18 protein-coding genes are annotated in these 21612 nt (G+C 66.4%); 12 read left to right on the top strand and 6 right to left on the bottom strand.

The window, feature by feature from the left end; all coding sequences use genetic code 11:
- Positions 1–3 precede the first annotated feature (3 nt).
- The 7 genes from ACZY0X_RS17565 (at position 4) to ACZY0X_RS17535 (ending at position 8286) form a co-directional block, all read left to right on the top strand.
- Positions 4–807: an enoyl-CoA hydratase/isomerase family protein gene (locus ACZY0X_RS17565; protein WP_463772178.1), complete on the top strand. Its 804-nt coding sequence runs from the start codon at positions 4–6 to the stop codon at positions 805–807.
- Entirely contained in the window at positions 807–1595 is a 789-nt protein-coding gene (locus ACZY0X_RS17560; RefSeq protein ID WP_463772176.1) for an enoyl-CoA hydratase/isomerase family protein, read from the top strand. The genes ACZY0X_RS17565 and ACZY0X_RS17560 overlap by 1 nt, the downstream gene beginning before the upstream one ends.
- Positions 1595–3079 carry a class I adenylate-forming enzyme family protein gene (locus ACZY0X_RS17555; RefSeq protein ID WP_463772175.1) on the top strand — a complete coding sequence of 495 codons (1485 nt, stop codon included), beginning with the start codon at positions 1595–1597 and terminating at the stop codon, positions 3077–3079. The genes ACZY0X_RS17560 and ACZY0X_RS17555 overlap by 1 nt, the downstream gene beginning before the upstream one ends.
- Positions 3069–4640: a class I adenylate-forming enzyme family protein gene (locus ACZY0X_RS17550; RefSeq protein WP_463772173.1), complete on the top strand. Its 1572-nt coding sequence runs from the start codon at positions 3069–3071 to the stop codon at positions 4638–4640. Before ACZY0X_RS17555 ends, ACZY0X_RS17550 begins: the two co-directional genes overlap by 11 nt.
- Positions 4633–6237: a class I adenylate-forming enzyme family protein gene (locus ACZY0X_RS17545; protein ID WP_463772172.1), complete on the top strand. Its 1605-nt coding sequence runs from the start codon at positions 4633–4635 to the stop codon at positions 6235–6237. Before ACZY0X_RS17550 ends, ACZY0X_RS17545 begins: the two co-directional genes overlap by 8 nt.
- On the top strand, positions 6234–7370 hold the full coding sequence (locus ACZY0X_RS17540; protein WP_463772170.1) for an NDMA-dependent alcohol dehydrogenase: 1137 nt from the start codon (positions 6234–6236) through the stop codon (positions 7368–7370). Before ACZY0X_RS17545 ends, ACZY0X_RS17540 begins: the two co-directional genes overlap by 4 nt.
- Positions 7371–7464: 94 nt before the next feature.
- Positions 7465–8286 (top strand): mycofactocin-coupled SDR family oxidoreductase, encoded by an 822-nt coding sequence (locus tag ACZY0X_RS17535; protein WP_463772169.1) that lies wholly within the window; start codon positions 7465–7467, stop codon positions 8284–8286.
- A gap of 34 nt (positions 8287–8320) precedes the next feature.
- Here the strand turns inward: ACZY0X_RS17535 and ACZY0X_RS17530 are convergent, their stop codons facing one another.
- Positions 8321–8656, bottom strand: coding sequence for a DUF732 domain-containing protein (locus tag ACZY0X_RS17530; protein WP_241405760.1), 336 nt, complete (start codon positions 8654–8656; stop codon positions 8321–8323).
- Between the two features lie 32 nt (positions 8657–8688).
- Here ACZY0X_RS17530 and ACZY0X_RS17525 point away from each other — a divergent pair, with 32 nt between their 5' ends.
- The gene (locus ACZY0X_RS17525) at positions 8689–10167 is read left to right on the top strand and encodes a class I adenylate-forming enzyme family protein (RefSeq protein ID WP_463772168.1); all 1479 of its coding nucleotides are present in this window, start codon (positions 8689–8691) and stop codon (positions 10165–10167) included.
- Here the strand turns inward: ACZY0X_RS17525 and ACZY0X_RS17520 are convergent.
- Genes ACZY0X_RS17520 through ACZY0X_RS17510 form a run of 3 tightly spaced genes read right to left on the bottom strand, consistent with a single transcriptional unit; the run spans position 10118 to position 13064 of the window.
- Positions 10118–11080: an alpha/beta hydrolase gene (locus tag ACZY0X_RS17520; RefSeq protein ID WP_463772166.1), complete on the bottom strand. Its 963-nt coding sequence runs from the start codon at positions 11078–11080 to the stop codon at positions 10118–10120. The two genes, ACZY0X_RS17525 and ACZY0X_RS17520, sit on opposite strands and share 50 nt — an antisense overlap.
- An 8-nt stretch (positions 11081–11088) precedes the next feature.
- On the bottom strand, positions 11089–11715 hold the full coding sequence (locus ACZY0X_RS17515; protein WP_463772165.1) for a TetR/AcrR family transcriptional regulator: 627 nt from the start codon (positions 11713–11715) through the stop codon (positions 11089–11091).
- A complete protein-coding gene (locus tag ACZY0X_RS17510) occupies positions 11712–13064 on the bottom strand; it encodes a flavin-containing monooxygenase (RefSeq protein WP_463772164.1) in 1353 nt (450 codons plus the stop codon). Before ACZY0X_RS17510 ends, ACZY0X_RS17515 begins: the two co-directional genes overlap by 4 nt.
- Positions 13065–13305: 241 nt before the next feature.
- Here ACZY0X_RS17510 and ACZY0X_RS17505 point away from each other — a divergent pair, with 241 nt between their 5' ends.
- Positions 13306–14574 carry a ClC family H(+)/Cl(-) exchange transporter gene (locus ACZY0X_RS17505; RefSeq protein WP_463772478.1) on the top strand — a complete coding sequence of 423 codons (1269 nt, stop codon included), beginning with the start codon at positions 13306–13308 and terminating at the stop codon, positions 14572–14574.
- Positions 14575–14658: 84 nt separating this feature from the next.
- Here ACZY0X_RS17505 and ACZY0X_RS17500 read toward each other — a convergent pair whose 3' ends face one another.
- A complete protein-coding gene (locus ACZY0X_RS17500) occupies positions 14659–15111 on the bottom strand; it encodes a MaoC family dehydratase (RefSeq protein WP_463772163.1) in 453 nt (150 codons plus the stop codon).
- A gap of 383 nt (positions 15112–15494) precedes the next feature.
- On the opposite strand from ACZY0X_RS17500, the gene ACZY0X_RS17495 reads away from it, so the two are divergent.
- Genes ACZY0X_RS17495 through ACZY0X_RS17485 form a run of 3 tightly spaced genes read left to right on the top strand, consistent with a single transcriptional unit; the run spans position 15495 to position 20219 of the window.
- Complete coding sequence (locus ACZY0X_RS17495) at positions 15495–16214, top strand: hypothetical protein (RefSeq protein WP_463772162.1); 720 nt, start codon at positions 15495–15497, stop codon at positions 16212–16214.
- Entirely contained in the window at positions 16211–18397 is a 2187-nt protein-coding gene (locus tag ACZY0X_RS17490; RefSeq protein WP_463772160.1) for an Rv1355c family protein, read from the top strand. Before ACZY0X_RS17495 ends, ACZY0X_RS17490 begins: the two co-directional genes overlap by 4 nt.
- Positions 18366–20219: a sensor domain-containing phosphodiesterase gene (locus ACZY0X_RS17485; RefSeq protein WP_463772158.1), complete on the top strand. Its 1854-nt coding sequence runs from the start codon at positions 18366–18368 to the stop codon at positions 20217–20219. Before ACZY0X_RS17490 ends, ACZY0X_RS17485 begins: the two co-directional genes overlap by 32 nt.
- Here the strand turns inward: ACZY0X_RS17485 and ACZY0X_RS17480 are convergent.
- Positions 20166–21095, bottom strand: a complete 930-nt coding sequence (locus ACZY0X_RS17480; RefSeq protein ID WP_463772157.1) for an FAD-binding protein — start codon at positions 21093–21095, stop codon at positions 20166–20168. The two genes, ACZY0X_RS17485 and ACZY0X_RS17480, sit on opposite strands and share 54 nt — an antisense overlap.
- Positions 21096–21612 lie beyond the last annotated feature (517 nt).

Genomic DNA, 21612 nt, shown 5'->3' with positions numbered 1-21612 from the left:
TCCATGGCATTCGACGCGATCACGTATGAGGTCACCGGCCACACCGCGACCATCACGCTCAACCGGCCCGAAGCGCTCAACGCGCTGAGCCCGCACATGATCACCGAGCTGAGGACCGCGTATGACGCGGCGGAGAACGATGACGAAGTCTGGATCCTCATCGTCACCGCCAATGGTCGCGCGTTCTGCACGGGCGCGGACGTCTCGGAGATCCCCGGTGACGGCAAGGTCATCAACGAGCGGCCCTACCTGTCGACGTATGAACAGTGGGAGGCTCCGCAGGAGGGCACACCGCCGTTCCGCCGGATGGCCAAGCCGGTGCTGGCCGCGATCAACGGGATCTGCTGTGGCGCAGGGCTGGACTGGGTCACCACCGGCGACGTGGTCATCGCCTCGGATCGGGCGACGTTCTTCGACCCGCATGTGAGCATCGGCCTGGTCGCCGGCCGCGAGATGGTCCGCCTGGCTCGGGTCCTGCCTCGCAACATCGCGTTGCGCATGTCACTGATGGGCAAGCACGAGCGGATGACCGCACAGCGCGCGTATGACCTCGGCATGATCAGCGAGGTCGTCGAGCACGACCGACTGCTCGAACGGGCCCACGAGATCGCCGACGTGATCAACTCCAACGCCCCACTGGCCGTCCGGGGAACACGCCTGGCCATCCACAAGACGTTGGACCTTCCCCTGCACGAGGCCGAGATCCTGGCCGAGACATTCCGGGAAAGGGTCGTGCGGACGGAGGACGCGCTCGAGGGGCCACGCGCGTTCATGGAGAAGCGGACGCCGAACTGGCAGTGCCGGTGATGCCAACCTTCGAGACAGTCCTCCTCGACGTCGACGAGGCGGCGCGAGTCGCCACCGTGACATTGAACCGACCGGACCGGCTGAACTCGTTCGACAGGCGCATGTGCCACGAGATGGCCGACGTCTGGCGCACGGTGAAACTCGACGACCGGGTCAACGCGGTGGTACTGCGCGGGGCCGGCGAGAAGGCGTTCTCCGCGGGCCTCGACGTCAAGACCCCCTACGGTCAGCCGTCGAATGTGTGGAACCACGAGGATCCCGGCGAGTTCCTCAGCCCGAAGTGGCAGAAGATGTGGAAGCCCGTCGTGTGTGCTGTGCAGGGCATGTGCACCGCCGGGGCGTTCTACTACGTCAACGAGTCCGATGTCGTGATCTGCTCCGCCGACGCCACGTTCTTCGACTCCCATGTCAGCTTCGGCCGGGTCTGTGCGCTGGAGCCGATCGGGCTGATGCGCCGCATCGGGCTCGGTGAGACACTGCGAATCGCCTTGACCGGCAACGACGAACGCGTCAGCGCGCAGACCGCACTGCGGATCGGTTTGGTGTCCGAGATCGTGGAGGGAACAGGGACCGAGCAGCTGTGGGCCCGCGCGCACGAGATCGCGAGCATGATTGCCGCGCACCCGACATCGGCGACCCAGGGCACCGTCAAGGCCATCTGGGAGTCGCTCGACAAACCGTACCGCGCAGCGCTCGAGCAGGGCTTGATCTACACCCGACTCGGCAATGCCATCGGAGACTCCGAGCTGGATCCGAGTCGTCGTCCGCCGACGCCGAGGATTCGTTGATGGCGAATCCGCTGACCCGGCGAATCACCGAAGTCCTCGCTCTCGCACCACAGTCCCGCGCCATCGAGTTCGAGGGCGACTGGTCGACATGGGCCGAGGTGGGCGACCATGCGAGGCGTATCGCCGCGGTCGTGGCACAACACGGGGGGTCGCACCCGCAGGTGGGTGTCCTGCTGCGCAACACACCCGCCCACGTCGCGACGTTCCTGGGGCTGATGCTCGCCGAGGCGACGCTCGTGGTCATCAATCCGGCACGCGGCGATGACCGCACCAGGGATGACATCGCGGCACTGGGACTGTCCATCGTCATCGGGACGGCCGACGACCTGGCCGCACTGGTCAGACCGTCAGACTCCATGACCGCTGTCACGGTGTCGACGCTGACCGAACCGCCGCGGCTATCACCCTGTCCGACACACACATCGGCAGATACCCGACCCGGTGTCGCGGTCCGCATGCTGACCAGCGGCACCACCGGTCCGCCCAAGCGGATCGACCTGACCTACGACATGTTGGCGCGCAGCGCACTCGGCGCCAACCCCGAGGCCGCCACCGCCCCAGGAGAACCGCGGCGCGGTGTCGCCATCGTCAACGCGCCCCTGGTGCACATCGGCGGTGTCTACCGGGTACTGCAGTGCGTCACCGAGGCCCGCCCGTTCGTCCTACTCCCCCGCTTCGAGTTGCAGCGCTGGGCACAGGTGGTGCGCGAACACCGGCCAAAGGCGGTGTCACTGGTGCCCGCCGCGCTGCGCATGGTGCTGCACTCCGACCTGACCCGCGACGACCTCGCGGGCGTACTCGCGGTGACCTCAGGTACCGCGCCGCTGTCGGCCGAGGACGCCGATGCGTTCACCGACAAGTTCGGCATCCCGGTGCTGACGTCCTATGCAGCAACTGAATTCGGTGGTGGCGTCGCCGGTTGGAGCCTCGCCGACCACACCCGTTACTGGCACGACAAGCGGGGCAGCGTGGGCCGCGCCACCCTCGGCGCGAAGCTGCGGGTCATCGACGACGACGGTAACCCCGTCGACCCGGGCGTGCCCGGCCTGCTCGAGGTCAAGCCCGGCCAGCTCGGCCCAGGAACGGGCTGGATCCGCACGACGGACCTGGCCCGTATCGACGAGGACGGCTTCCTGTGGGTCCTCGGTCGCGCCGATCAGGCGATCATCCGGGGCGGGTTCAAGGTCATGCCCGACGATGTGCGCCTGGCATTGGAAGCCCATCCCGCCGTGGCCGGTGCTGCCGTGGTGGCGCGCCCCGATGAGCGACTCGGCGAGACACCGGTGGCGATGGTCGAGTTGCGCACCGAAGCCAACACCGGCACGGAGGAGATCGCCGACTTTCTGCGGACCAGGCTGGCCCGCTACGAGGTCCCGACCGAGATCGCGATCGTCGACACCATCCCGAGAACACCTTCGGGCAAGGCCGATCTGGGCGCGGTGCGGGCACACTTCGCCGCGTCCCGAGGTGGGCATGGCGCCTGACATCGCGACCAGCACAGAGACGACCGCGTCCGTCCTGATCCGTCAGGCGCGGACGAGGACCACTCACCCACTGCTGATCTGCGATGCCGAGCGGTTGAGTTACGAAGACGCCGAGCGTCGTTCGGCACTGCTCGCGCGGGGGCTCATCGCGCTCGGGGTCGGCAAGGGCAGCCACGTCGGACTGCTCTACCCCAACGGCGCCCACTTCGTCATCGGCATACTGGCCGTCACCCGCATCGGTGCTGTCGCAGTTCCGTTCACCACGTTCGCCACGGCGCGTGAACTCGGTGAGCAACTCGCCCACGCCGACATCACGGTGTTGCTCGCCGCACCGTCGTATCGCTCACACGACTACGTCGGCCGCCTGACCGAGGCCCTCGGCGTGCGGGAGTTCCCGCCGTCGCGGCCGTTGTTCATCGCGAGAGCACCGCAACTACGCCATATCGTTTTCGACCAGAGTGAGGTCGCGAACCTGGCCGACGGCGTGCACGACGACCTGCTGTCCGCGCTTCAGGACGACGTCGACGGGTCGGATCCGCTGGCGATCGTCTACACATCGGGATCCACGGACGTTCCCAAGGGGGCCGTGCACACCCACGCAAGCGTCCTCGGCCACCAGCGCAACCTCAATGAGATTCGCGGCCTGGCTGCCGATGACCGGCTGTTCTGCAACTCACCGTTCTTCTGGGTGGGCGGTCTGGCCTTCGGCCTGCTCGCCACCCTCGTCGCCGGCGCCACCCTGGTATGTTCCAACGCGATCGACGCGGGTGCCACCCTCGATCTACTGGAGACCGAACGGCCCACGCTGACCAATGGTTTCGCGGCAGCGGTCGCCCACCTCGCCCGTCACGACAGCTTTCAGGGGCGCGACCTGTCATCCATGCGACGCGGCAACCTGTACCCGATCATGCCCGCCGACGTGCGCCCCGCCGATCCCGACCGCCGACACAACATGCTGGGGATCACCGAGGCGGGCGGCACATTCCTGCTACACGCCGACGAATCGGATCAGCCCGAGGCGCGCCGCGGCTCATTCGGGCGACCGGCACCCGGATTCGAGACGAGGGTCGTCGACCCCGACACCGGCGCGGTGGTCGAACACGGCACGGTCGGCGAACTGCTCATCCGCGGCCCGTATCTCATGCAGCGCTACCACCGGCGCAGCCGTGAGGAGTGCTTCGACCCCGACGGGTGGTTTCACACCGGAGACAACGTCCGTACGGATGAGGACGGCTACGTCTACTACCTGGGTCGGCGCGGCGCGATGATCAAGACCGCCGGCGCCAACGTGTCACCCGTCGAGGTGGAGAAGGCCATCGCGCGGGTCACCGACGGCACGGTCGCCCACGTCGTCGGTCTGCCCGACCTCGAACGCGGTGAGATCGTTGCCGCAGTCCTCGTCACCGAACACCACGTCGACCCGTCGGCACTGCGCGACCTGCTCGCCTCGGAGTTGTCGGCGTTCAAACTGCCGCGCCGAGTCGCCACCGTCACCGAGGTGCCGCTGCTCTCGAGCGGCAAGGTCGACCTCCGCCGCCTTCGCGAGGTGTTCGATGACTGACCCCCCTGAGACACCTGACACCCTTGACACTCTCGACGCCCTCGTCCGTCGCGGGTGCGCGGAGTACGGCACGAAACCGGCGGTCATCGATCCCACCGAGCGGATCGACTACGCCACACTCGATTCCACGACGTTGGAGTTGGCCGCCGCCTTCGTCGCAGCGGGTGTCGGCAAGGGCACCCGCGTCGGCCTGATCATGCCCAACGGCATCCGCTGGGTGCAGATCGCCGTGGCCCTCGGCCGTATCGGGGCGGTGCTGGTGCCGCTGAGTACGCTTCTCGCGCCGCGGGAACTGGTCGCGCAACTGCGCGCCGCGTCAGTCCAGACGCTGATCACCGTCACCGAGTTCCGCGGTCACCGCTACCCCGACGAACTCGCCGCGGAGTTGGACACCACCAGCGTGCTCGGTCGCACGCTGTACCACCCGGTGCTGCCCGCCCTGCGCACGGTGTGGGCGGCGCAGGCGCTCCCCGCGGCGGCCGCGGGCGATGACATGCGCGCCGTCGTGGAGGCCATGACCGCCGCGCTCACCCCGAGCGACCCGCTGGTGATCATGTTCACCTCGGGCAGCAGCGGAACACCGAAAGGTGTTGTGCACTCGCATGGCAACGCATTGCGTGCGGTGGCCTCAAGCCTGGCGCCACGCTGCATCGACACTGGCACCCGGCTGTACCTTCCGATGCCGTTCTTCTGGGTCGGGGGCTTCGGCGCTGGCGTATTGTCAGCCCTGCTGGCGGGTGCGACGCTGGTCACCGAACCCGCTCCACAACCAGACTCCACGCTGGAGCTACTCGAGCGCGAACGCGTCACACTGTTCCGCGGATGGCCCGATCAGGCCGAGGCGTTGGCCCGCCAATCGGGTTCGACCGGCGTCGATCTGTCTGCGCTGCGACCGGGAAGCCTCGACGCACTGCTACCGCAGGCACTGCGCGGACGCCCGGGGACGCGGGCCAAGCTGTTCGGCATGACCGAGGCGTTCGGTCCGTACTGCGGCTACCCCGCCGACACCGATATGCCCGAATCCGCCTGGGGCAGTTGCGGTCGCCCCTTCGAGGGCATGGAGATCCGCGTCGTCGACGTCGACGACCGCGCGCCGGTGCCCGCCGGGACCGTCGGCGAGATCGAGATCCGCGGACCGCACACTCTGCGGGGTATCTGCAGACGCAGTCGCGAGGACCTGTTCACCCCCGATGGCTTCTACCCCACTGGCGACCTGGCCCACCTCGACGATGACGGGTTCATGTTCTATCACGGCAGGTCCGATGACATGTTCAAGGTGAGCGGGGCCACCGTCTATCCGAGCGAGGTCGAGGCGGCGCTGCGGACCATCTCCGGTGTCGACGGCGCCTTCGTCACCAACGTGGTCGGTGGTGGCGGCGACCGGGTGGGCGCCGCTGTGGTCTGCGACGCCGCGAACACCACCAAAGCCGGCCTGCGGAGCGCCGCGCGAGAACTGCTCAGCTCGTTCAAGATTCCGACAGTGTGGCTGCTGCTGGACTCCGACGACCCCATCCCCCGCGGCACCACCGGCAAGGTCGACGTCCGTCGGCTTCGCGACATGCTCACCGATGCGGCGACACTGGAGGACAGTCGATGAAGACCAAGGGGGCCCTCGTCTGGGGCTTCAACCAGCCCTGGTCGATCGAGGAGATCGACATCGGCGATCCTCGTCGCGGCGAGGTCAAGGTGCAGATGGAGGCGGCCGGGCTGTGCCATTCGGACCATCACCTGATGACCGGTGACATTCCAATGGCCGCGTTCCCCATCCTCGGCGGGCACGAGGGCGCAGGCGTCATCACCGAGGTCGGGCCCGACGTGCGCGATCTGGCCGTAGGCGACCATGTCGTGATGTCGTTCATCCCGTCGTGCGGCACGTGCCGGTCCTGTCAGACCGGGATGCGAAACCTGTGCGACCTCGGCATGGGACTGCTTGCGGGCGCGTCGGTCTCAGACGGGTCATTCCGCATCCACACCGGCGAGCACGCCACGGACGTCGTCGCCATGTCGCTGCTCGGCACGTTCGCCCCGTATGCCGTCGTGCACCAGTCGTCGGTCGTGAGGATCGACAAGGACATCCCCTTCGCGGTGGCCTGCCTCGTCGGCTGCGGGGTCACCACCGGCTACGGTTCAGCCATCCGCAGCGCGGCCGTCAAGGCTGGCGAGGACGTCGCCATCATCGGCATCGGCGGTGTCGGCACCGCCGCGCTCCAGGGCGCGGCCATCGCGGGCGCGCGCCGCGTGTTCGCCATCGACCCCGTGGAGTGGAAGCGTCAGAAGGCCCTCGAGTTCGGTGCCACCCACGTCTTCGCGGACATCGAGAGTGCGATGGCACCGATCGCCGAGGCAACCCGAGGCGTCATGTGCCGCAAGGTGATCGTCACCGTCGGCCGTGCCGAGGGCAGCGCGGTCGAGTCCTGGCTGGGTCTCACGGCCAAGGGCGGCACGTGCGTGCTGACCGCGATGGGCAACGTGCTGGACACCGACACGACCTTGAACCTGGCCGGGTTGACGCTGCTGCAGAAGAGCCTGCAGGGCAGCCTGTTCGGCGGCGGCAACCCCCAGTTCGACATCCCCGAACTGCTGTCGCTCTACCGGCTCGGCCGCCTCAACCTCGACGATATGGTGACACGCGAGTACACCCTGGAGCAGATCAACGACGGCTACCGGGACATGCTGGAGGGCCGCAACATTCGCGGCGTCATCAGGTTCACCGAGGCGGACCGCTCATGACCGGGGGGCGACAGCTCTGCGCGATAGCTACTGTTAGCTTCACTAAGATTCACCGTGGCACCGCTCACGGCAATGGCACGGGAACGGAGAACGGATGACGGGTCGGTTGGCAGGCAAGGTGGCGTTCATCACCGGAGCGGCGCGCGGACAGGGGCGGGCCCACGCGGTCCGGATGGCCACCGAGGGTGCCGACATCATCGCCGTGGACATCGCGGGCAAGCTGCCCGACTGCGTCCCCTACGACTCGGCCAGTCCTGAGCAGCTCGAGGAGACGGCCAGCCTGGTGAGGGCCACCGGTCAGCGCATCCTCACGTCGGTGACCGACACCCGCGACTATGACGGGCTTCGTGAGGTGGTCAACGCCGGTGTCGCCGAGTTCGGCCGCCTCGACGTCATCGTGGCCAACGCGGGTATCGCCGCGCCGCAGATCTGGGACGAGATCACGCCCGAGTCGTTCCGCGACGTCATGGACATCAACGTGACCGGCACGTGGAACGCCGTGATGGCCGGTGCGCAGCACATCATCGACGGTGGCCGCGGCGGGTCAGTGATCCTGATCAGCTCTGCGGCGGGCGTCAAGATGCAGCCGTTCATGATCCACTACACCACCAGCAAGCACGCCGTCACCGGCATGGCGCGGGCGTTCGCCGCCGAGCTGGGCAAGCACGCCATTCGCGTCAACAGCGTCCACCCGGGCGCGGTGAACTCCGATATGGGATCGGGCGACATGATCGGCGCGATCGGCAGGACCATGGAGAGCAATCCGCAGCTCGCTCACATGATCACACCATTCCTGCCGACCTGGATGGCCGAGCCCGAGGACATCGCCGACGCCGTGCTGTGGCTTGCCAGTGACGAGTCAAAACTCGTCACCGCCACGGCGATGTCGATCGACCAGGGCGCCACGCAGTACTGAGAGAGGCGCGCGATACCGAGGAGATGGAGTGGAGTCAGGGTGCGCGATAGCCAACCGCGGACTGGCGCAACTGCCAGATCTGTCCGGGGCACAGTTCCTGGGTGGCCTGGCTCAGCAGGTAGGACACCATGTGTTCGTCAGAGGTGCGGAAGTCCGACTTGATCGCGGCCGCCATATCGGCGTAGCTCTGCTTGGCCTCGACGCGGCCACACAGGCCGTAGCCGTAGTCCAGCGCGGCCTGACCGTTGGCGAAGTTGTAGCCCGGCCGCACCGTCACATTGACGAGGTAGCCGATCTGGTCGGCGCCCGCGGGTGCGGCCTGCACCACCCCGGCCAGCCCCATGCCCACTGCCAGGCCGATAAGGCCCATCGATCGCTTCACAAACAGCACCTTAGCGGCCGATGAGTACGCCCGCGCCGTTTACCGAGCGCCTTGCTGCCGGCCTGGCCGGCTACGGCAAGCGGCCGTTCATCGAGTTCGACCGGTGGTGGTACTCGGGAGACGACATCGCGGACTACCGCCGCCGGATCGTGCGGGCCCTCGACGACGCAGGCGTGCCGGCCGGTGAACCGGTGGGCGTCGTCGTCCGCAACCGGGTGCCCCACGCCGCGGCGCTGCTTGGGTTCATCGCCGATGGCAGGCCCGTCGTGATGATCTACTCCTATCAGTCCGCAGCGGCGATCGCTGCCGACGTCGAGAGACTCCATCTGGGCGCCGTCGTCGCCGATACGCAGGACTGGACCAACCCCGTCATCGAGGCGGCGCACCGTGCCGGCACCGCCGCGGTGTCGCTGTCGCCCGACTCCATAGCTGTCCTCCGCGCGCATCGCGGCGCGCGGGCCGATCGAAGCCTGGCGCAGGCCGGCATCCACATCCTCACCAGCGGCACCACCGGGGCACCCAAGCGGATTCCGATCCGGACCGAGGTGCTCGCCCACACCGTGGGCAGCATGATCCACGGCCACGTGCCATCCCCCGATGACCCGCCGGATCTGGTGTTCTGGCCGTTCGGCAGCATCGGTGTCTGCCAGCTGCTGGCCGTCCCGTGCGTGGGCAAGTCGATGGTGCTGCTCGAGAAGTTCTCCGTGTCGGAGTGGGTCCGCGTCGTGCAGACCTACCGACTCAGGCGAACCGCAGTTCAACCCGCCATCGTGCGGATGCTGCTCGACTCCGATGTCACCCGCGACGACGTTCCCTCCCTGGAGTGCGTCGTCGGCGGGTCCGGCCCGCTGGAGCGCGATCTCCGCGTGGAGTTCGAGCGACGCTTCGGCATCCCCGTGTTGTGGGCCTATGGCGCAACGGAGTTCGCCGGATCAATATGCGCGTGGACCCCGGATCTGCGCGCCCGGTTCGGCGACACCAAGCCCGACAGCTCGGGTCGGGCGCTGCCGGGTGTGCACGTTCGGATCGTCGACGCCGACACCGGCCAGATAGTGCCAACGGGCGGCACCGGACTGTTGGAGGCCCGCGTCGAGGTGATGGGTGGCGACTGGCTGCGCACAACCGATCTGGCGTCGATCGACGAGGACGGATTCATCACGCTGCACGGTCGCAACGACGGCGCGATCAACCGCGGCGGCTTCAAGATCCTGCCCGAGTCGGTGCGCCGGGTGCTGATCACGCACCCCGCGGTTCTCGACGCGTGTGTGGTGGGCGTACCGGATCACCGCCTCGGCGAAGTACCCTTCGCAGCAGTCGAACTGCGCCGCAATGCGAGCCCGCCGTCGGAGGCGGAGCTGAAGGATCTGGTGCGCGAGACACTGCCGAGTCACCACGTGCCCGTTGCGATCACCATCGTCGAGGCGTTGCCCCGCAATGCGGCGATGAAGGTCAGACCGAGCGAAGTGGCTGCGTGGTATCGGCCGCCGGATTCGCGCTAGCGCCCACACCGGGGGCGAACACGCGCGTCAGGAACGCCACCTGATCGGCGGCCACTCTGTCGTGCCACTCGTGACCGGGCCAGACGTCGAAGTGGTCGCACGGGTAGTGGTGGACCTCGCCCCTGCCGTGCACGGCCGTCTTGGCGACGGACTCGGCGGGGACGTAGCGGTCGAAGTCGGCGATCTGCACCAGCAGTCTCGCACGCATCCGCTTGGCCGCAGCCGTAGTACGGATCGCGCCGATCTCCATGCCCACCGCGGCGTCAATCTCGTTGCGCCACGTGGGTCCCGCGATCGAGGTGTAGCTCTCGTAGGCGCCGTCCAGCGCCAGCGCCCCACGCTGGCCTGGCAGCGCCACCAACGGCATCATCGTGGGGCTCGCGCCGCGTGCGACAGCCACCTTGCTCGCCATCCCGGTGAGCGTCCAGCTCAGCGCTGTCAGGACGCTGCGTTCACCGACCGACGCCCGCCCAGCCGCCAACCCACTTGTCAGCGGTGTCATCGCGATGACCGCCTTGACCTCGGGGCGGCCGGCGGCAACCTGGAACACGTGGGCTCCCGACATCGAGGATCCCCACAACGCGATCCGGTCGCCGTCCACGCCGGGTAGGCGCTTGGCAGCATCCATCGCCGAGTGGTAGTCCCGCTGCTGCCGTTTGATCGAAATGGACTGGCGTGGTTGACCTTCCGACGCCCCGAACCCGCGATAGTCGAAGACCAGCACGTCGGCGCCCGCGGCGCTGAGCTGCTCGGCGAACGGTTCCAACCCCGAGTCCTTCGTCCCGCCAAAGCCATGCGCCATCACCACGACCGGTCGGCCGCCGGGGCCCGCGAGCCGGTCGGAGTTGGCGCCGAAATGCCATCCGCTGCAGGCCACACCCTCTGAGGTGAAGGTGACGTCGGTATGGGTCATGCCATCTCCTATGACTGCTGGGCGGTATCGGTGGTGCCGTAGATGGAACGCAGCCAGACGGTTGCCGCGCCGTCCATCAACTGCTCACGCGTCAGCGTTCCGCCCAGCGTCAGCCGTTCCAGCAGGCGGTCATTGAACTCCAGCAGGACCGAGGCCAAGACCTCTGCGTCCACGCCGGCGGGCGCCCGCCCCGCCGCTCGTTCCGCGCGGATCATCTCCGCGACCGACTCGACGAACGACTCGCGGGCCTCGTCCCAGATATCGCGCACCGAGGCGCTCGTGCCACGCGCATCGAGCATCGCCTTGAACATGTGCCGGTGGCCCTCCCAGCTGGAGAACAGCCCGTCGAGCATTGCGTGGATGCGTCCGCCCGGCGAATCCTCTGCCATGGTGAAGGCGTCATTGACCGCGAACACCTCATCGACCATCCGGCCCATCAATGCGGCCACCGCCGCGCCCTTGTTCTCGAAGTAGAAGTAGAACGCCGAACGAGTCACCCCAGCCTGCTTGGAGATCTCCGCGATGTTGACCGCCTCGAGGCTCTCCTCGCGCAGCCAGCCGTCGAGTGCGTCGAGAATGGCCTCACGACGGTGGTCGCTGCGCTGAGGGGGCCGACGATCGGTCGCAGACCTCACGCCGGGACCAGCCTCGACGGTCGGCCATCTGCACGCTTGATCCCCGCGGGGATCTCCCGGGTCCGCAGGTCGTGCTCGTAGACGTAGTAGTCGACTTGCTGTGTGTGGCGCGCACTTTCGGTGCAGTGCCCGGTGTAACGCTGCTGGTCGGCGTCGATGACGCGTTCCATCTCGGCGACCGACGGCAGCGCGTAGCGGCCGACCGCGTAGGCCGCCAGCAGCCGGGACTGGCACTCCACGAATGGGAACAGCGTGGGGACTGCCTGCGCGAATCCGATGAACACGGCATCGTCGATACCCGGGGAGAACATCCGTTTGTACAACCGGATCTGGTTGTCGGGCGCGCTGAGGAACTCCGGATCGAAGAATGGGAACGTGATGTTGTAGCCGGTCGCGTAGATGATCACATCGAAGTCGCTGCTGGTGCCGTCGACGAATCGCACGGTGTCGCCGTCGAGGCGTTCGATGTTCGGCTTGGGTGTCACGTCGCCTGAGCCGAGGCGTAGGGGCAGTTCGACCGACTGAGTTGGATGCGCTTCGAAGAGCTTGTGATTCGGCTGCGGCAGGCCGTACATGGTCGGGTCCACCCCCATGACGGGCGCGACGAGTTGAAGTGCCTTGCGTTGCCAGGACAGTGGCAGATGCGGGGTGGTGCGCCACAGGGTGTCACCCGGGCGTCCGGCGATGTACTTGGGTACGATCCAGGCACTCGACCGCGTCGAGAGTGTCACCTGGTTCTGCAGCGCCTTCGACGACAACTCGACGGTGATGTCGGCCGCGCTGTTACCCAGGCCCACGACCAGAATCCGCTTACCGGTCAGGTCGAGAGGCTGTCGAGGGTCGATGTAGTGGTGCGAGTGAAACGACTCTCCCGCGAACGTGCCGGGGAAGTTCGGCAGTCTCGGATCCCAGTGGTGCCCGTTGGCGACAACCAGCAGATCGAACTCGCGATGCTCGCCGGCCTGGTCGGTGATGTCCCAACCGCCGCCGTCGCGGCGACGTGCGTTCGCCACGCCATTACCGAACTCGATGTTCTCCAGTAAGCCGAATGCGTCAGCGTAGGAATCGAGGTAGGTCTTGATATCGGAGTGATGCGGGAACGACGGATAGTGCTCCGGCATCGGGAAGTCCTTGAAGCACAACCGTTGGCGCGAGGTGTCGATGTGCAACGACCGGTACGCACTGCTGTGCCCGTTGGGGTTGCCGAACGCCCAGTTGCCGCCGATCCGGTCCGACGTCTCGAACGTCGTATGGGGAATGCCGTAATCCTTCAGCATCTTTCCCGCAGTCAAACCGCTGATGCCGGCACCGATCACGGCGGTGCGCGGCGTCGTGCGCGAAAAGGTCATGTTCAAGGCCGCTCCTCACGGTATGCGGCGGGACACTATCAGCGGGTTTGACGTACGTCAATGAATTCTGACAACTGTCAAATGCTGGGTGTAGTTAGTCTTGCTCGCCCACGCTCCTGATCTAGCGACGTCTCCCCCACAATGGTCGGATGACAGCCACAGACGACGGACTGGCGCGTGCGACAGGATGACGAATTCGACGGCTGATCCGACACCGCCGCCCGACTCCACCCACGGCATCATGCTCATATGCGTCACCGCGATGGTCGCGGGCGTGCTCATAGGCTTCGTCGGCGGCGCATTCCGTTGGTGCCTCACGGCAGCGGATGGGTTGCGCGTCGACCTCGCCGACTGGGCGCACCGGCTACCCGGCCCGGGCTGGCTCGTCGTGATGGCCGCCGCTGCGGCCGGCGCAACACTCGCGGCTTTGATCGTGCGGTGGCTGCCGATGGCCGCCGGCAGCGGCATCCAGCACGTTGAGGCCGTTCACCGAGGCGACGCCGCGCCCCCACTGCTGCGCTTGCTTCCCGCGAAATTCGTCGGCGGCGTGCTGGCGATCGGCTCGGGACTTGTATTGGGCCGCGAGGGGCCGACGGTGCACATGGGTGCGGCGATCGGAGCAGAGGCGGCACGACGCGCCCGGCTTCCCGATTCCGAGGTCAGAATGCTGCAAACCGCTCTGGGCGGCGCGGGTCTTGCGGTCGCATTCAACGCACCCATCGGAGGCGCCCTCTTCACCCTTGAGGAGGTGACGAAGTCCTTCCGGCTCCGAACCGTTCTGGCCACGGTTCTCGCCACGGCCACGGCGGTCGGATGCTCGCGGCTCATCAACGGCAACCATGCCGACTTTCGGGTCGAACCGGTTGCGTCCCCGGCACTTTCCTGGCTACCCCTGTTCATCGTCTTCGGTCTGCTGACCGGATGCCTCGGCGTGTTCTACAACCGGTTGGTGCTGACCTTCCTCGACCGTGTCAAAGCGGTGCCCCGGGTTCCCGCGGTTGCGAAAGCCGCCGTGATCGGTGCGCTGATTGGGTTGGTGACGTTCATCCAGCCACTGGCGACCGGCGGTGGCGACACCCTGAACCAGTTGATTCTCGGCGGAAACAGCATGGTCCTGGCTGCGATAGCCGGATTGCTCGCATTGCGGTTCATTGCCGGCCCGCTGTCGTACGCCGCAGCCGTACCCGGGGGATTGTTCGCCCCGCTGCTGGCGATAGGCACGCTATGGGGAGTGCTGTTCGTCGGCGGCTTTGACGCCGTGTGGCCCGGAGACCACGCATCGATGGCAATTCCCATGGCGATCGTCGGGATGGCGGCATTCTTCGGAGCGACTGTCCGAGCGCCATTGACGGGCATCGTCATCGTTATCGAGATGACGGCCACGACATCGGTGGCGGTACCGATGCTGGCTGCCACCGCCGCGGCAGTTCTCGTCGCCGAATTGTTGAGATCGCCGCCGATCTACGACAGCCTCCGGGAGCGGATGCCCGCCAATCCCACGACAGACTGACTGCGACTTTCCATCCCCGTGCGCCGCCACGGCGCGCGGGGATGGAAAAGCTTGGTGGAAGCTATATTTCGCCGTCCGCCTCAATCAAGCGATGTAGCGAATAATGCTCTCAGCGACCGCGGCGGGCTTCTCGGATCCCTCGATCTCCACGGTGATGGTGGTGGTCGCCTGCACCGCACCCTCGAGCTTGTTGATGGCCGTGACCTCACCGCGCGCCCGGATCCTGGCCCCCACCTTGACCGGCGTGATGAAGCGAACCTTGTTGTAGCCGTAGTTGACGGCCAGGGTGATGCCGTCGACCCGGTAGAGCTGATGGGAGAAGTGCGGAAGCAGCGACAGTGTCAGCAGGCCGTGGGCGATGGTGCCGCCGAAGGGGCCGTCAGCCGCCCTCTTCGGATCGATGTGGATCCACTGGTGATCGTCGGTGGCGTCGGCGAACAGGTTCACGCGGTCTTGGCTGATCTCCATCCACTCGGTGGGTCCGAGTTGGCTGCCATGGGCCGCTGCAAACTCGTTCAGATCATTGAAGACTTTCACGCGTACTCCTCTCGGTGGGTTGGCGGAGATGGATGCCGCCCGTAATAGATCTAGTCGCTGGGGCCTTGGAACACAACGACTCATTTGCTGAAACGACGCAAACAGGGCTGCGAGTTCGCCTCGAGTTCGCCACAGGCCGGGGTGATGAGTCACATGCAGGGACTTCCCCAGATTTAACAATTGCGATATTCGCAAATTCACGCGCAAACGGGCCCACTTAGCCCCTGCGACCTGCAACGAAATGGTCTTCGATCGGTCTCAAAAGGTTGGTTCAGCGCGCGAAACGGCCCAATACTGACTTTGCTACACGCATCACAAATGCGAATGACGCCAGTTAGCGGCGCCATGTCTTGGCGCCGGACCGCCACACGAATAGGACCAGAATGAGCGTACCTTCCCTCGAATTCCAGACCTCCGCTGCGTTTCGGATGACCGAAAACATCAGTTGGTGGGACTCGGACTCAGAGGCCACGATGGTGTTGTCGACACCTGACCTCGACCCCGGCCTGTGGACGGAATACCTGCAGGGCGCCGACCTAAGCTATCGCCGCCACGGCGTCGAGGACGCACTCGACATCGCCGCGATCAGCGACGGCCACGACACCGCGATGTTCTGGGCCCTGGTCGACGACTCGGGCCGAGTCACCGGCGGCGTCCGCGCGATCGGACCGCTGACGTGTGCCGACGACTCGCACGCGGTGGTCGAGTGGGACAACCACGAAGGACTGCCCGCGGTGCGCAAGATGATCGACGACAGGGTGCCGTTCGGCATTCTCGAGATGAAGTCGGCTTGGACCACCAACGACCGCAACCGTGCTCGCCCGGTATCCAATGCACTGGCACGCAGCGGATTCCATGCCATGGAACTCATGGGGATTCAGTTCTGCATGGCCACGTCCGCCCCGCATGTGCTGGAACGTTGGGGCACGTCGGGGGGCGTTGTGGCCCCCATCCCGGCGGCCCCCTATCCTGATGAGCGCTATCGAACCAAGATGATGTGGTGGGATCGTCGAACGTTCTCCAAACTTGCCGAGCCGGAACAGGTATCAAAGATCTTGCGTGAGATTGCCGTGGTGTCGCGCCGCGCGGCCTTGGTGTCATGAGCCCAAGCCGAGACAGAGTTACCTTCGGTGCTGTCGTCCTGGACGACTCGCGCGCCGAGGACGCCGGTGCCCTGGCAGATTTGCGGGCCGACGCCACCATCGAGACCATCGACACCTGGGCGGTCCAGCACGAAGCACTGCTTCGCGCGCTGACCACGGACGAATCCGAACTGGCCGACGAGGCACCCCGGTGGGCCTACTACTCATGGCGCAGATCGCTGGTCAAGATCCTTGGCCCACAGTCCTTCCGGCGCCTTCGACTCGATCGCAACCGAAACCTGATCACGATCGACGAACAGGATCGACTCGGCCAGCTCCGAGTGGGAGTGGTGGGGCTTAGCTCCGGTCACGTCATCGCGCACACACTCGCCGCACAGGGCCTTTGCGGCGAGTTGCGACTGGCCGACTTCGATGAACTGGAACTGTCCAATCTCAATCGCGTACCCGCCAGCGTGTTCGACCTCGGTCTCAACAAGGCGATCGCCACCGCTCGCAGGCTCGCCGAACTCGACCCGTACCTGTCGGTGCACCCGTGGCCGGCGGGCCTCGTCGGCGACAATGTCGAGGAGTTCCTCGACGGGCTGGACGTGGTGATCGAGGAGTGCGACTCGCTGGACGTGAAGGCATTGGTCCGCCAGGAGTCACGGGCACGCCAGCTACCGGTGGTGATGGCCACCAGCGATCGAGGACGCATCGACGTCGAGAGGTTCGACCTCGAACCCGACCGGCCGCTGTTCCATGGCCTGCTCGGTGCCCTCGATGTTGCGGGGCTGAGCGCGTTGAACAGTCAGCAGAAGATCCCGCACGTGATGCGACTCGTCGAGCACACCGGGCTGTCGGCCCGGGCGGCGGCCTCGCTGCTCGAGGTTGGGCAGTCACTGGCGACGTGGCCACAGTTGGCGGGCGATGTCACGCTCGGCGCCGGCGGAGTTGCCGAGGCCGTCAGACGGATCGGTCTCGCCGAGCCGTTGTCCTCGGGTCGGGTGCAGCTCGACGTGGGTGCAGCACTCGACCGGATCGAGGAACCGCCGATCCCGCAACCGCCCGTGCCACCTGAGGAGCCCGAGGAGAACAGACCCGAGGATCTGATCGGGATTGTCGTCACGGCGGCTCTCCGGGCGCCCTCGGGTGGAAACAGCCAGCCCTGGGCGATCGAGGCTCACGACCAGTCCGTCGAGATCATGCTCAACCCGGAGCTGACCTCGACGATGGATCTGGGCTTCCGCGGCAGCGCTGTGGCGATCGGGGCGGCCGTCTTCAACGCGTCGGCAGCCATCGCTGCCGTCGGCAACGACGTCATCGCGCAGGTCGACTACCACGAACCCGCCGGGGCCGAGCCGGCCGAGCAGTGGCCCCTGCGGGCGACGGTGCGCTTCGTGCCGGGGACCGACCCGGCCCGTGCTGCGTTCTATCCCGCGCTGCTGCACCGCGAGACGAATCGTCACCTCGGTGCTCCCACCAGCCTCGCCGACGACGTCCAAGAGGCGCTTGCGAGGGCAGCCGACCGCGAGGGGGCGCGGCTGTGCCTGCTGACTGAGCGTGCTCAGATCGACAGCGCGGCAGACATTCTCGCCGCCGCAGATCGGATCAGGTATCTGACGCCCGCGCTGCACGCCGAAATGATGTCGGAGCTGCGCTGGCCGGGCGCCGACGACATGGATTCCGGTATCGAAGTGCGCAGCCTCGAGCTGGACGCGGGAACACTGCCTGTCCTGGACCTCCTTGCGCGCCCCGATGTGATGGCGGCGCTGGCCGCGTGGGACGCCGGTCGTGTGCTCGGCGCCGACACCCGGGCCCGTGTCGCCTCGAGCAGCGCGCTGGCCGTGATTACCGTGGCCGGCACCGAGTTGACCGACTACGCCCGCGGCGGAGCTGCGGCCGAAGCCGTGTGGGTCACCGCGCAGGACCGCGGATTGTCGGTGCAGCCCATCTCACCGGCATTCCTGTACGCGCAGTCCGATGGCGATTTCCTCGAGGTCTCGCGTGACCATGCCACCGAGCTGTCCGACCTCAGCACGCGTTTCGGAGCCCTCTCGGGGGTCGCAGGTGACGCGCCGGCGCTCATCCTGCGGCTCGCGGCGACACCCCCGGCCACGGTCAAGAGCCGGAGACGCAATATGAATTCCGGCGTGCGGCGATATTCTGATTCAAATGTCTCCAACGACTCCCCGCGTCAGCCTTGACCGACTGGTGACCAACGTCGCCGTCGACCTGATGGCGTCCAATGCCGCGACGTCGGTGAAAGTGGCACAAGGCGTCCTCGCGGTGATGGTCGAGTACTTCGACGTGGACGTCAGCTTCCTGCGCTACAACGACCATTCAATCCGTGCATCGCTGTTGGTCGCCGAGTGGCCCGAGCGGCCGGGCGTCCCCGTTCCGGATCCGTTGGGTGTGGTGTATTTCGCCGACGCGGATCCCGTGTTCGCAGAATCTGAGCACGGCAAGAAGCCGTTGGTGTTCCGACCCGACGACGCGGACTATCAGCGCCGCATCGAGGAGGGCCGCAACATCCCCACGACGTCCATGGCGGCCGCACCTCTGGTGTCCGGCGACACCACCACCGGTGTACTCGGCTTCGTGAAGTTCGGTGATCGCGAGTGGCTCCCTGCCGAACTCAATGCGCTGGAGGCCATCGGGTCGCTGTTCGCACAGGTGCAGGCCAGAGTGGCGGCAGAGGATCGGCTTCGCTTTCTCGCCGAGCATGACGATCTGACCGGTCTGTTCAACCGGCGGGCACTGCTCGATCATCTCGACGCCCGGCTGGCGCCCAACAGTCCCGGCCCCGTCGCGACGTTGTTCTTCGATCTCGATCGGCTCAAGACGGTCAACGACTACCTGGGCCACAACGCGGGCGACTGGTTCATCCGCGTCCTCGCAGACCGTCTGAAACGGGGCACCAAGGGTTCGAGCATGATCGCCCGCCTCGGCGGGGACGAGTTCGTCGTCGTGCCGGCTGCACCGACCACGGCCACCGACGCCGAGGACCTCGCCAATCACCTGCTGGGGGTGTTGCGCGAGCGCGTGTCGATCGATGGCGAGATGCTGGCACGCACGGTGAGCATCGGTGTGGCGCTCGGCGAGCCAGGCAAGGACACCAACGAAGACCTACTTCGGCGCGCCGACCAGGCGGTTCTCGAGGCCAAGGCCGCAGGCGGAAACCGCGTCGCGGTGTTCACCGATGAGATGTCGTTGCAGGCGGCGTTGCGCAACGACATCGAACTGCATCTTCAGAACGTCATCGAGAGCGGTGCCCTGTTCCTGCGCTATCTGCCCGAGGTTGATATGCGCACCGGCGAGGTCCTGGCGGCGGAGGCGTTGGTCAGGTGGGAGCATCCGACCCGCGGACTGCTGTCCCCCGCATCGTTCATCGGTGTCGCCGAATCCATCAATCTGGCCGGTGAACTCGACCGTTGGGTGATGCGGACGGCGTGCGCAGAGTTCGCGCGGTGGCGCTCGCATGCCGTTCGAGGCATTGTGCTGCGGCTGAACGTCTCACCGGTGCAACTCGTTACAGCCGGCTTCGTCGAATCAGTGGCGAGCATCCTGGCAGAGTTCCACCTGGATCCTGCGTGGGTGTGCCTGGAGATCACCGAGAGCGTGGTGGTCCAGGACATCGAGACCACCACCGTCACCCTGGAGGGGCTGCGGGATGTCGGCGTGCAGGTCGCCATCGACGACTTCGGCACTGGGTACAGCGTCTTCTCGCACCTGAAGTCACTACCGGTCGACGTGCTGAAGATCGACCGCAGCTTTGTGACCGATCTGGGCAACAATCCCGACGATCTGGCGATCGTGACGGCGATCATCGCGTTGGCTGACGCCTTCGGTCTGCAACTGGTGGCCGAGGGTGTCGAGACCGCCGTCGCAGCGGCCACCCTGCTGCGGCTGGGATGCAGCAGCGCTCAGGGCTTCCTGCTGTCACATCCGCTATCGGGTGACGAGATGCTGGAGCTATTGGCCGAAGGCCGGGTGCCGGTGCACTTTCCCGTATCGCCAGAGGCTTGAGGGTGACTGCCGCGATTCGTGCAGCCCGGCGAGGAACGCGTCCGCGTCCACGGGACCCAGGCACATCGGGCGGCTAGCCGCCTCGGCCGCAACAGTCCTGAGCAGTTCGACACGCCCGAAGCGGCTCGCAGAACGACGGACGAGACATACGTCCCGTTGCTCCTCCCCAACGGGTGCAATGCCGACAGTGGTGCGATCGACCTCGACGGGCGCGATGGTCACGCCCCGGCGAGCACGCACGGCGAGCGGGCCGTCAGTCGTCCACAGCACGACACCGACGACGCGGCCACCGTCGAACACGAGCCGTTCCATCCCGGTGTCGGTGAGCATCTCGATCTCGCGCTCCCGCGCACGATCGAGCATCCAGTCCCGCAGGACAGGTTCGCCCAGCCCATGACACCAGTCGAGCGTGCCGATCGGGACGACCTCGATGGTTTCGCCGTCAGTGGAACGCATCCTGGTTCCGTCCCATCCGAACACGCTGGAGCTGAGCATTCCGTAGGGAGTGCTCAGGCACTGGCCGGCCCAGTCCATCAATGTCGACCCCAGGAAGGGCTCGACGCCACGCCCGTCAGGGAGCGCGGAGGCCACGCGCGTCGGAACCGGCATATTGCGGTTGAGATAGACCGGCGCCGGCACGCCCTCTGCGAGTGACGCCAGGAACCGGTCGGTCTCGGTGTCCGTCACCACGTGCTGAAGCCACCCGCACGCGGGGTGGACACGTCGGCCAGTCGCGACCCCTGATGCCCCACGATCACGGCTAGGCGACGGGGCGGCGATAAGAACTGTGCCACCGGCATCCGCGGTGGCGATGGCACCCGCTAGCCCACCGGAGCCCGCCCCCACGGACACCACGTCGACTTCGATATCCCACATGTGCTTCTACCCCTGAATTGCTAGTCCAGCTGAAAGGGGTCATCGGCGCCTCAGTGAAGTGTCAGCCAATGACCCCCGCCTGCCATCCCGAACGACAACGTCGCATGTGACGGCTCTTTCCCCCTGCATAGCGAATCTCGCGCGTACGGGAGTGACACACCACGCACCGCTGACAACCGATCTCGACAAAATTTGCCAACACAGAGCCGAGTCGGCTGCAACACCAAACCGCGAGCCGCCATGGCGTTACTTTACATACCTTTAGATTGATATGCGGGCCAGAATGTGACCGAAGGTCTGCGATGTTGGCGGGCGCATTCATGGCCAAACGGCGGCCTGGAATCGGTATCACCCTTGGTCGCTTCGGGCTTCGCGAATGCCGAGCGCTTAGCGATTCTGACGACGCCCACACGCCACGGGACGGCACTGGAGAACTGGAATGCCGCATCCTTCGGAACTGACAATCTATGATTCCGTTAAGAACGTAGCGTTTTTCCGAAAAGTCAACGGAGGTATT

Source organism: Mycobacterium sp. IDUB_39 (genome assembly GCF_055419205.1).
The sequence above is the reverse complement of the archived record's forward strand: the minus strand, read 5'-3'. Positions and strand labels throughout refer to the sequence as shown.

What these genes read in the sequence shown, in the direction of transcription:
- ACZY0X_RS17565 (WP_463772178.1), top strand. Translation starts at nt 4, where the DNA reads ATGGCATTCGACGCGATCACGTATGAGGTCACCGGCCACACCGCGACC.
- ACZY0X_RS17560 (WP_463772176.1), top strand. Translation starts at nt 807, where the DNA reads ATGCCAACCTTCGAGACAGTCCTCCTCGACGTCGACGAGGCGGCGCGA.
- ACZY0X_RS17555 (WP_463772175.1), top strand. Translation starts at nt 1,595, where the DNA reads ATGGCGAATCCGCTGACCCGGCGAATCACCGAAGTCCTCGCTCTCGCA.
- ACZY0X_RS17550 (WP_463772173.1), top strand. Translation starts at nt 3,069, where the DNA reads ATGGCGCCTGACATCGCGACCAGCACAGAGACGACCGCGTCCGTCCTG.
- ACZY0X_RS17545 (WP_463772172.1), top strand. Translation starts at nt 4,633, where the DNA reads ATGACTGACCCCCCTGAGACACCTGACACCCTTGACACTCTCGACGCC.
- ACZY0X_RS17540 (WP_463772170.1), top strand. Translation starts at nt 6,234, where the DNA reads ATGAAGACCAAGGGGGCCCTCGTCTGGGGCTTCAACCAGCCCTGGTCG.
- ACZY0X_RS17535 (WP_463772169.1), top strand. Translation starts at nt 7,465, where the DNA reads ATGACGGGTCGGTTGGCAGGCAAGGTGGCGTTCATCACCGGAGCGGCG.
- ACZY0X_RS17530 (WP_241405760.1), bottom strand. Translation starts at nt 8,656, where the DNA reads ATGGGCCTTATCGGCCTGGCAGTGGGCATGGGGCTGGCCGGGGTGGTG.
- ACZY0X_RS17525 (WP_463772168.1), top strand. Translation starts at nt 8,689, where the DNA reads ATGAGTACGCCCGCGCCGTTTACCGAGCGCCTTGCTGCCGGCCTGGCC.
- ACZY0X_RS17520 (WP_463772166.1), bottom strand. Translation starts at nt 11,080, where the DNA reads ATGACCCATACCGACGTCACCTTCACCTCAGAGGGTGTGGCCTGCAGC.
- ACZY0X_RS17510 (WP_463772164.1), bottom strand. Translation starts at nt 13,064, where the DNA reads ATGACCTTTTCGCGCACGACGCCGCGCACCGCCGTGATCGGTGCCGGC.
- ACZY0X_RS17505 (WP_463772478.1), top strand. Translation starts at nt 13,306, where the DNA reads ATGCTCATATGCGTCACCGCGATGGTCGCGGGCGTGCTCATAGGCTTC.
- ACZY0X_RS17495 (WP_463772162.1), top strand. Translation starts at nt 15,495, where the DNA reads ATGAGCGTACCTTCCCTCGAATTCCAGACCTCCGCTGCGTTTCGGATG.
- ACZY0X_RS17490 (WP_463772160.1), top strand. Translation starts at nt 16,211, where the DNA reads ATGAGCCCAAGCCGAGACAGAGTTACCTTCGGTGCTGTCGTCCTGGAC.
- ACZY0X_RS17485 (WP_463772158.1), top strand. Translation starts at nt 18,366, where the DNA reads ATGTCTCCAACGACTCCCCGCGTCAGCCTTGACCGACTGGTGACCAAC.
- ACZY0X_RS17480 (WP_463772157.1), bottom strand. Translation starts at nt 21,095, where the DNA reads ATGTGGGATATCGAAGTCGACGTGGTGTCCGTGGGGGCGGGCTCCGGT.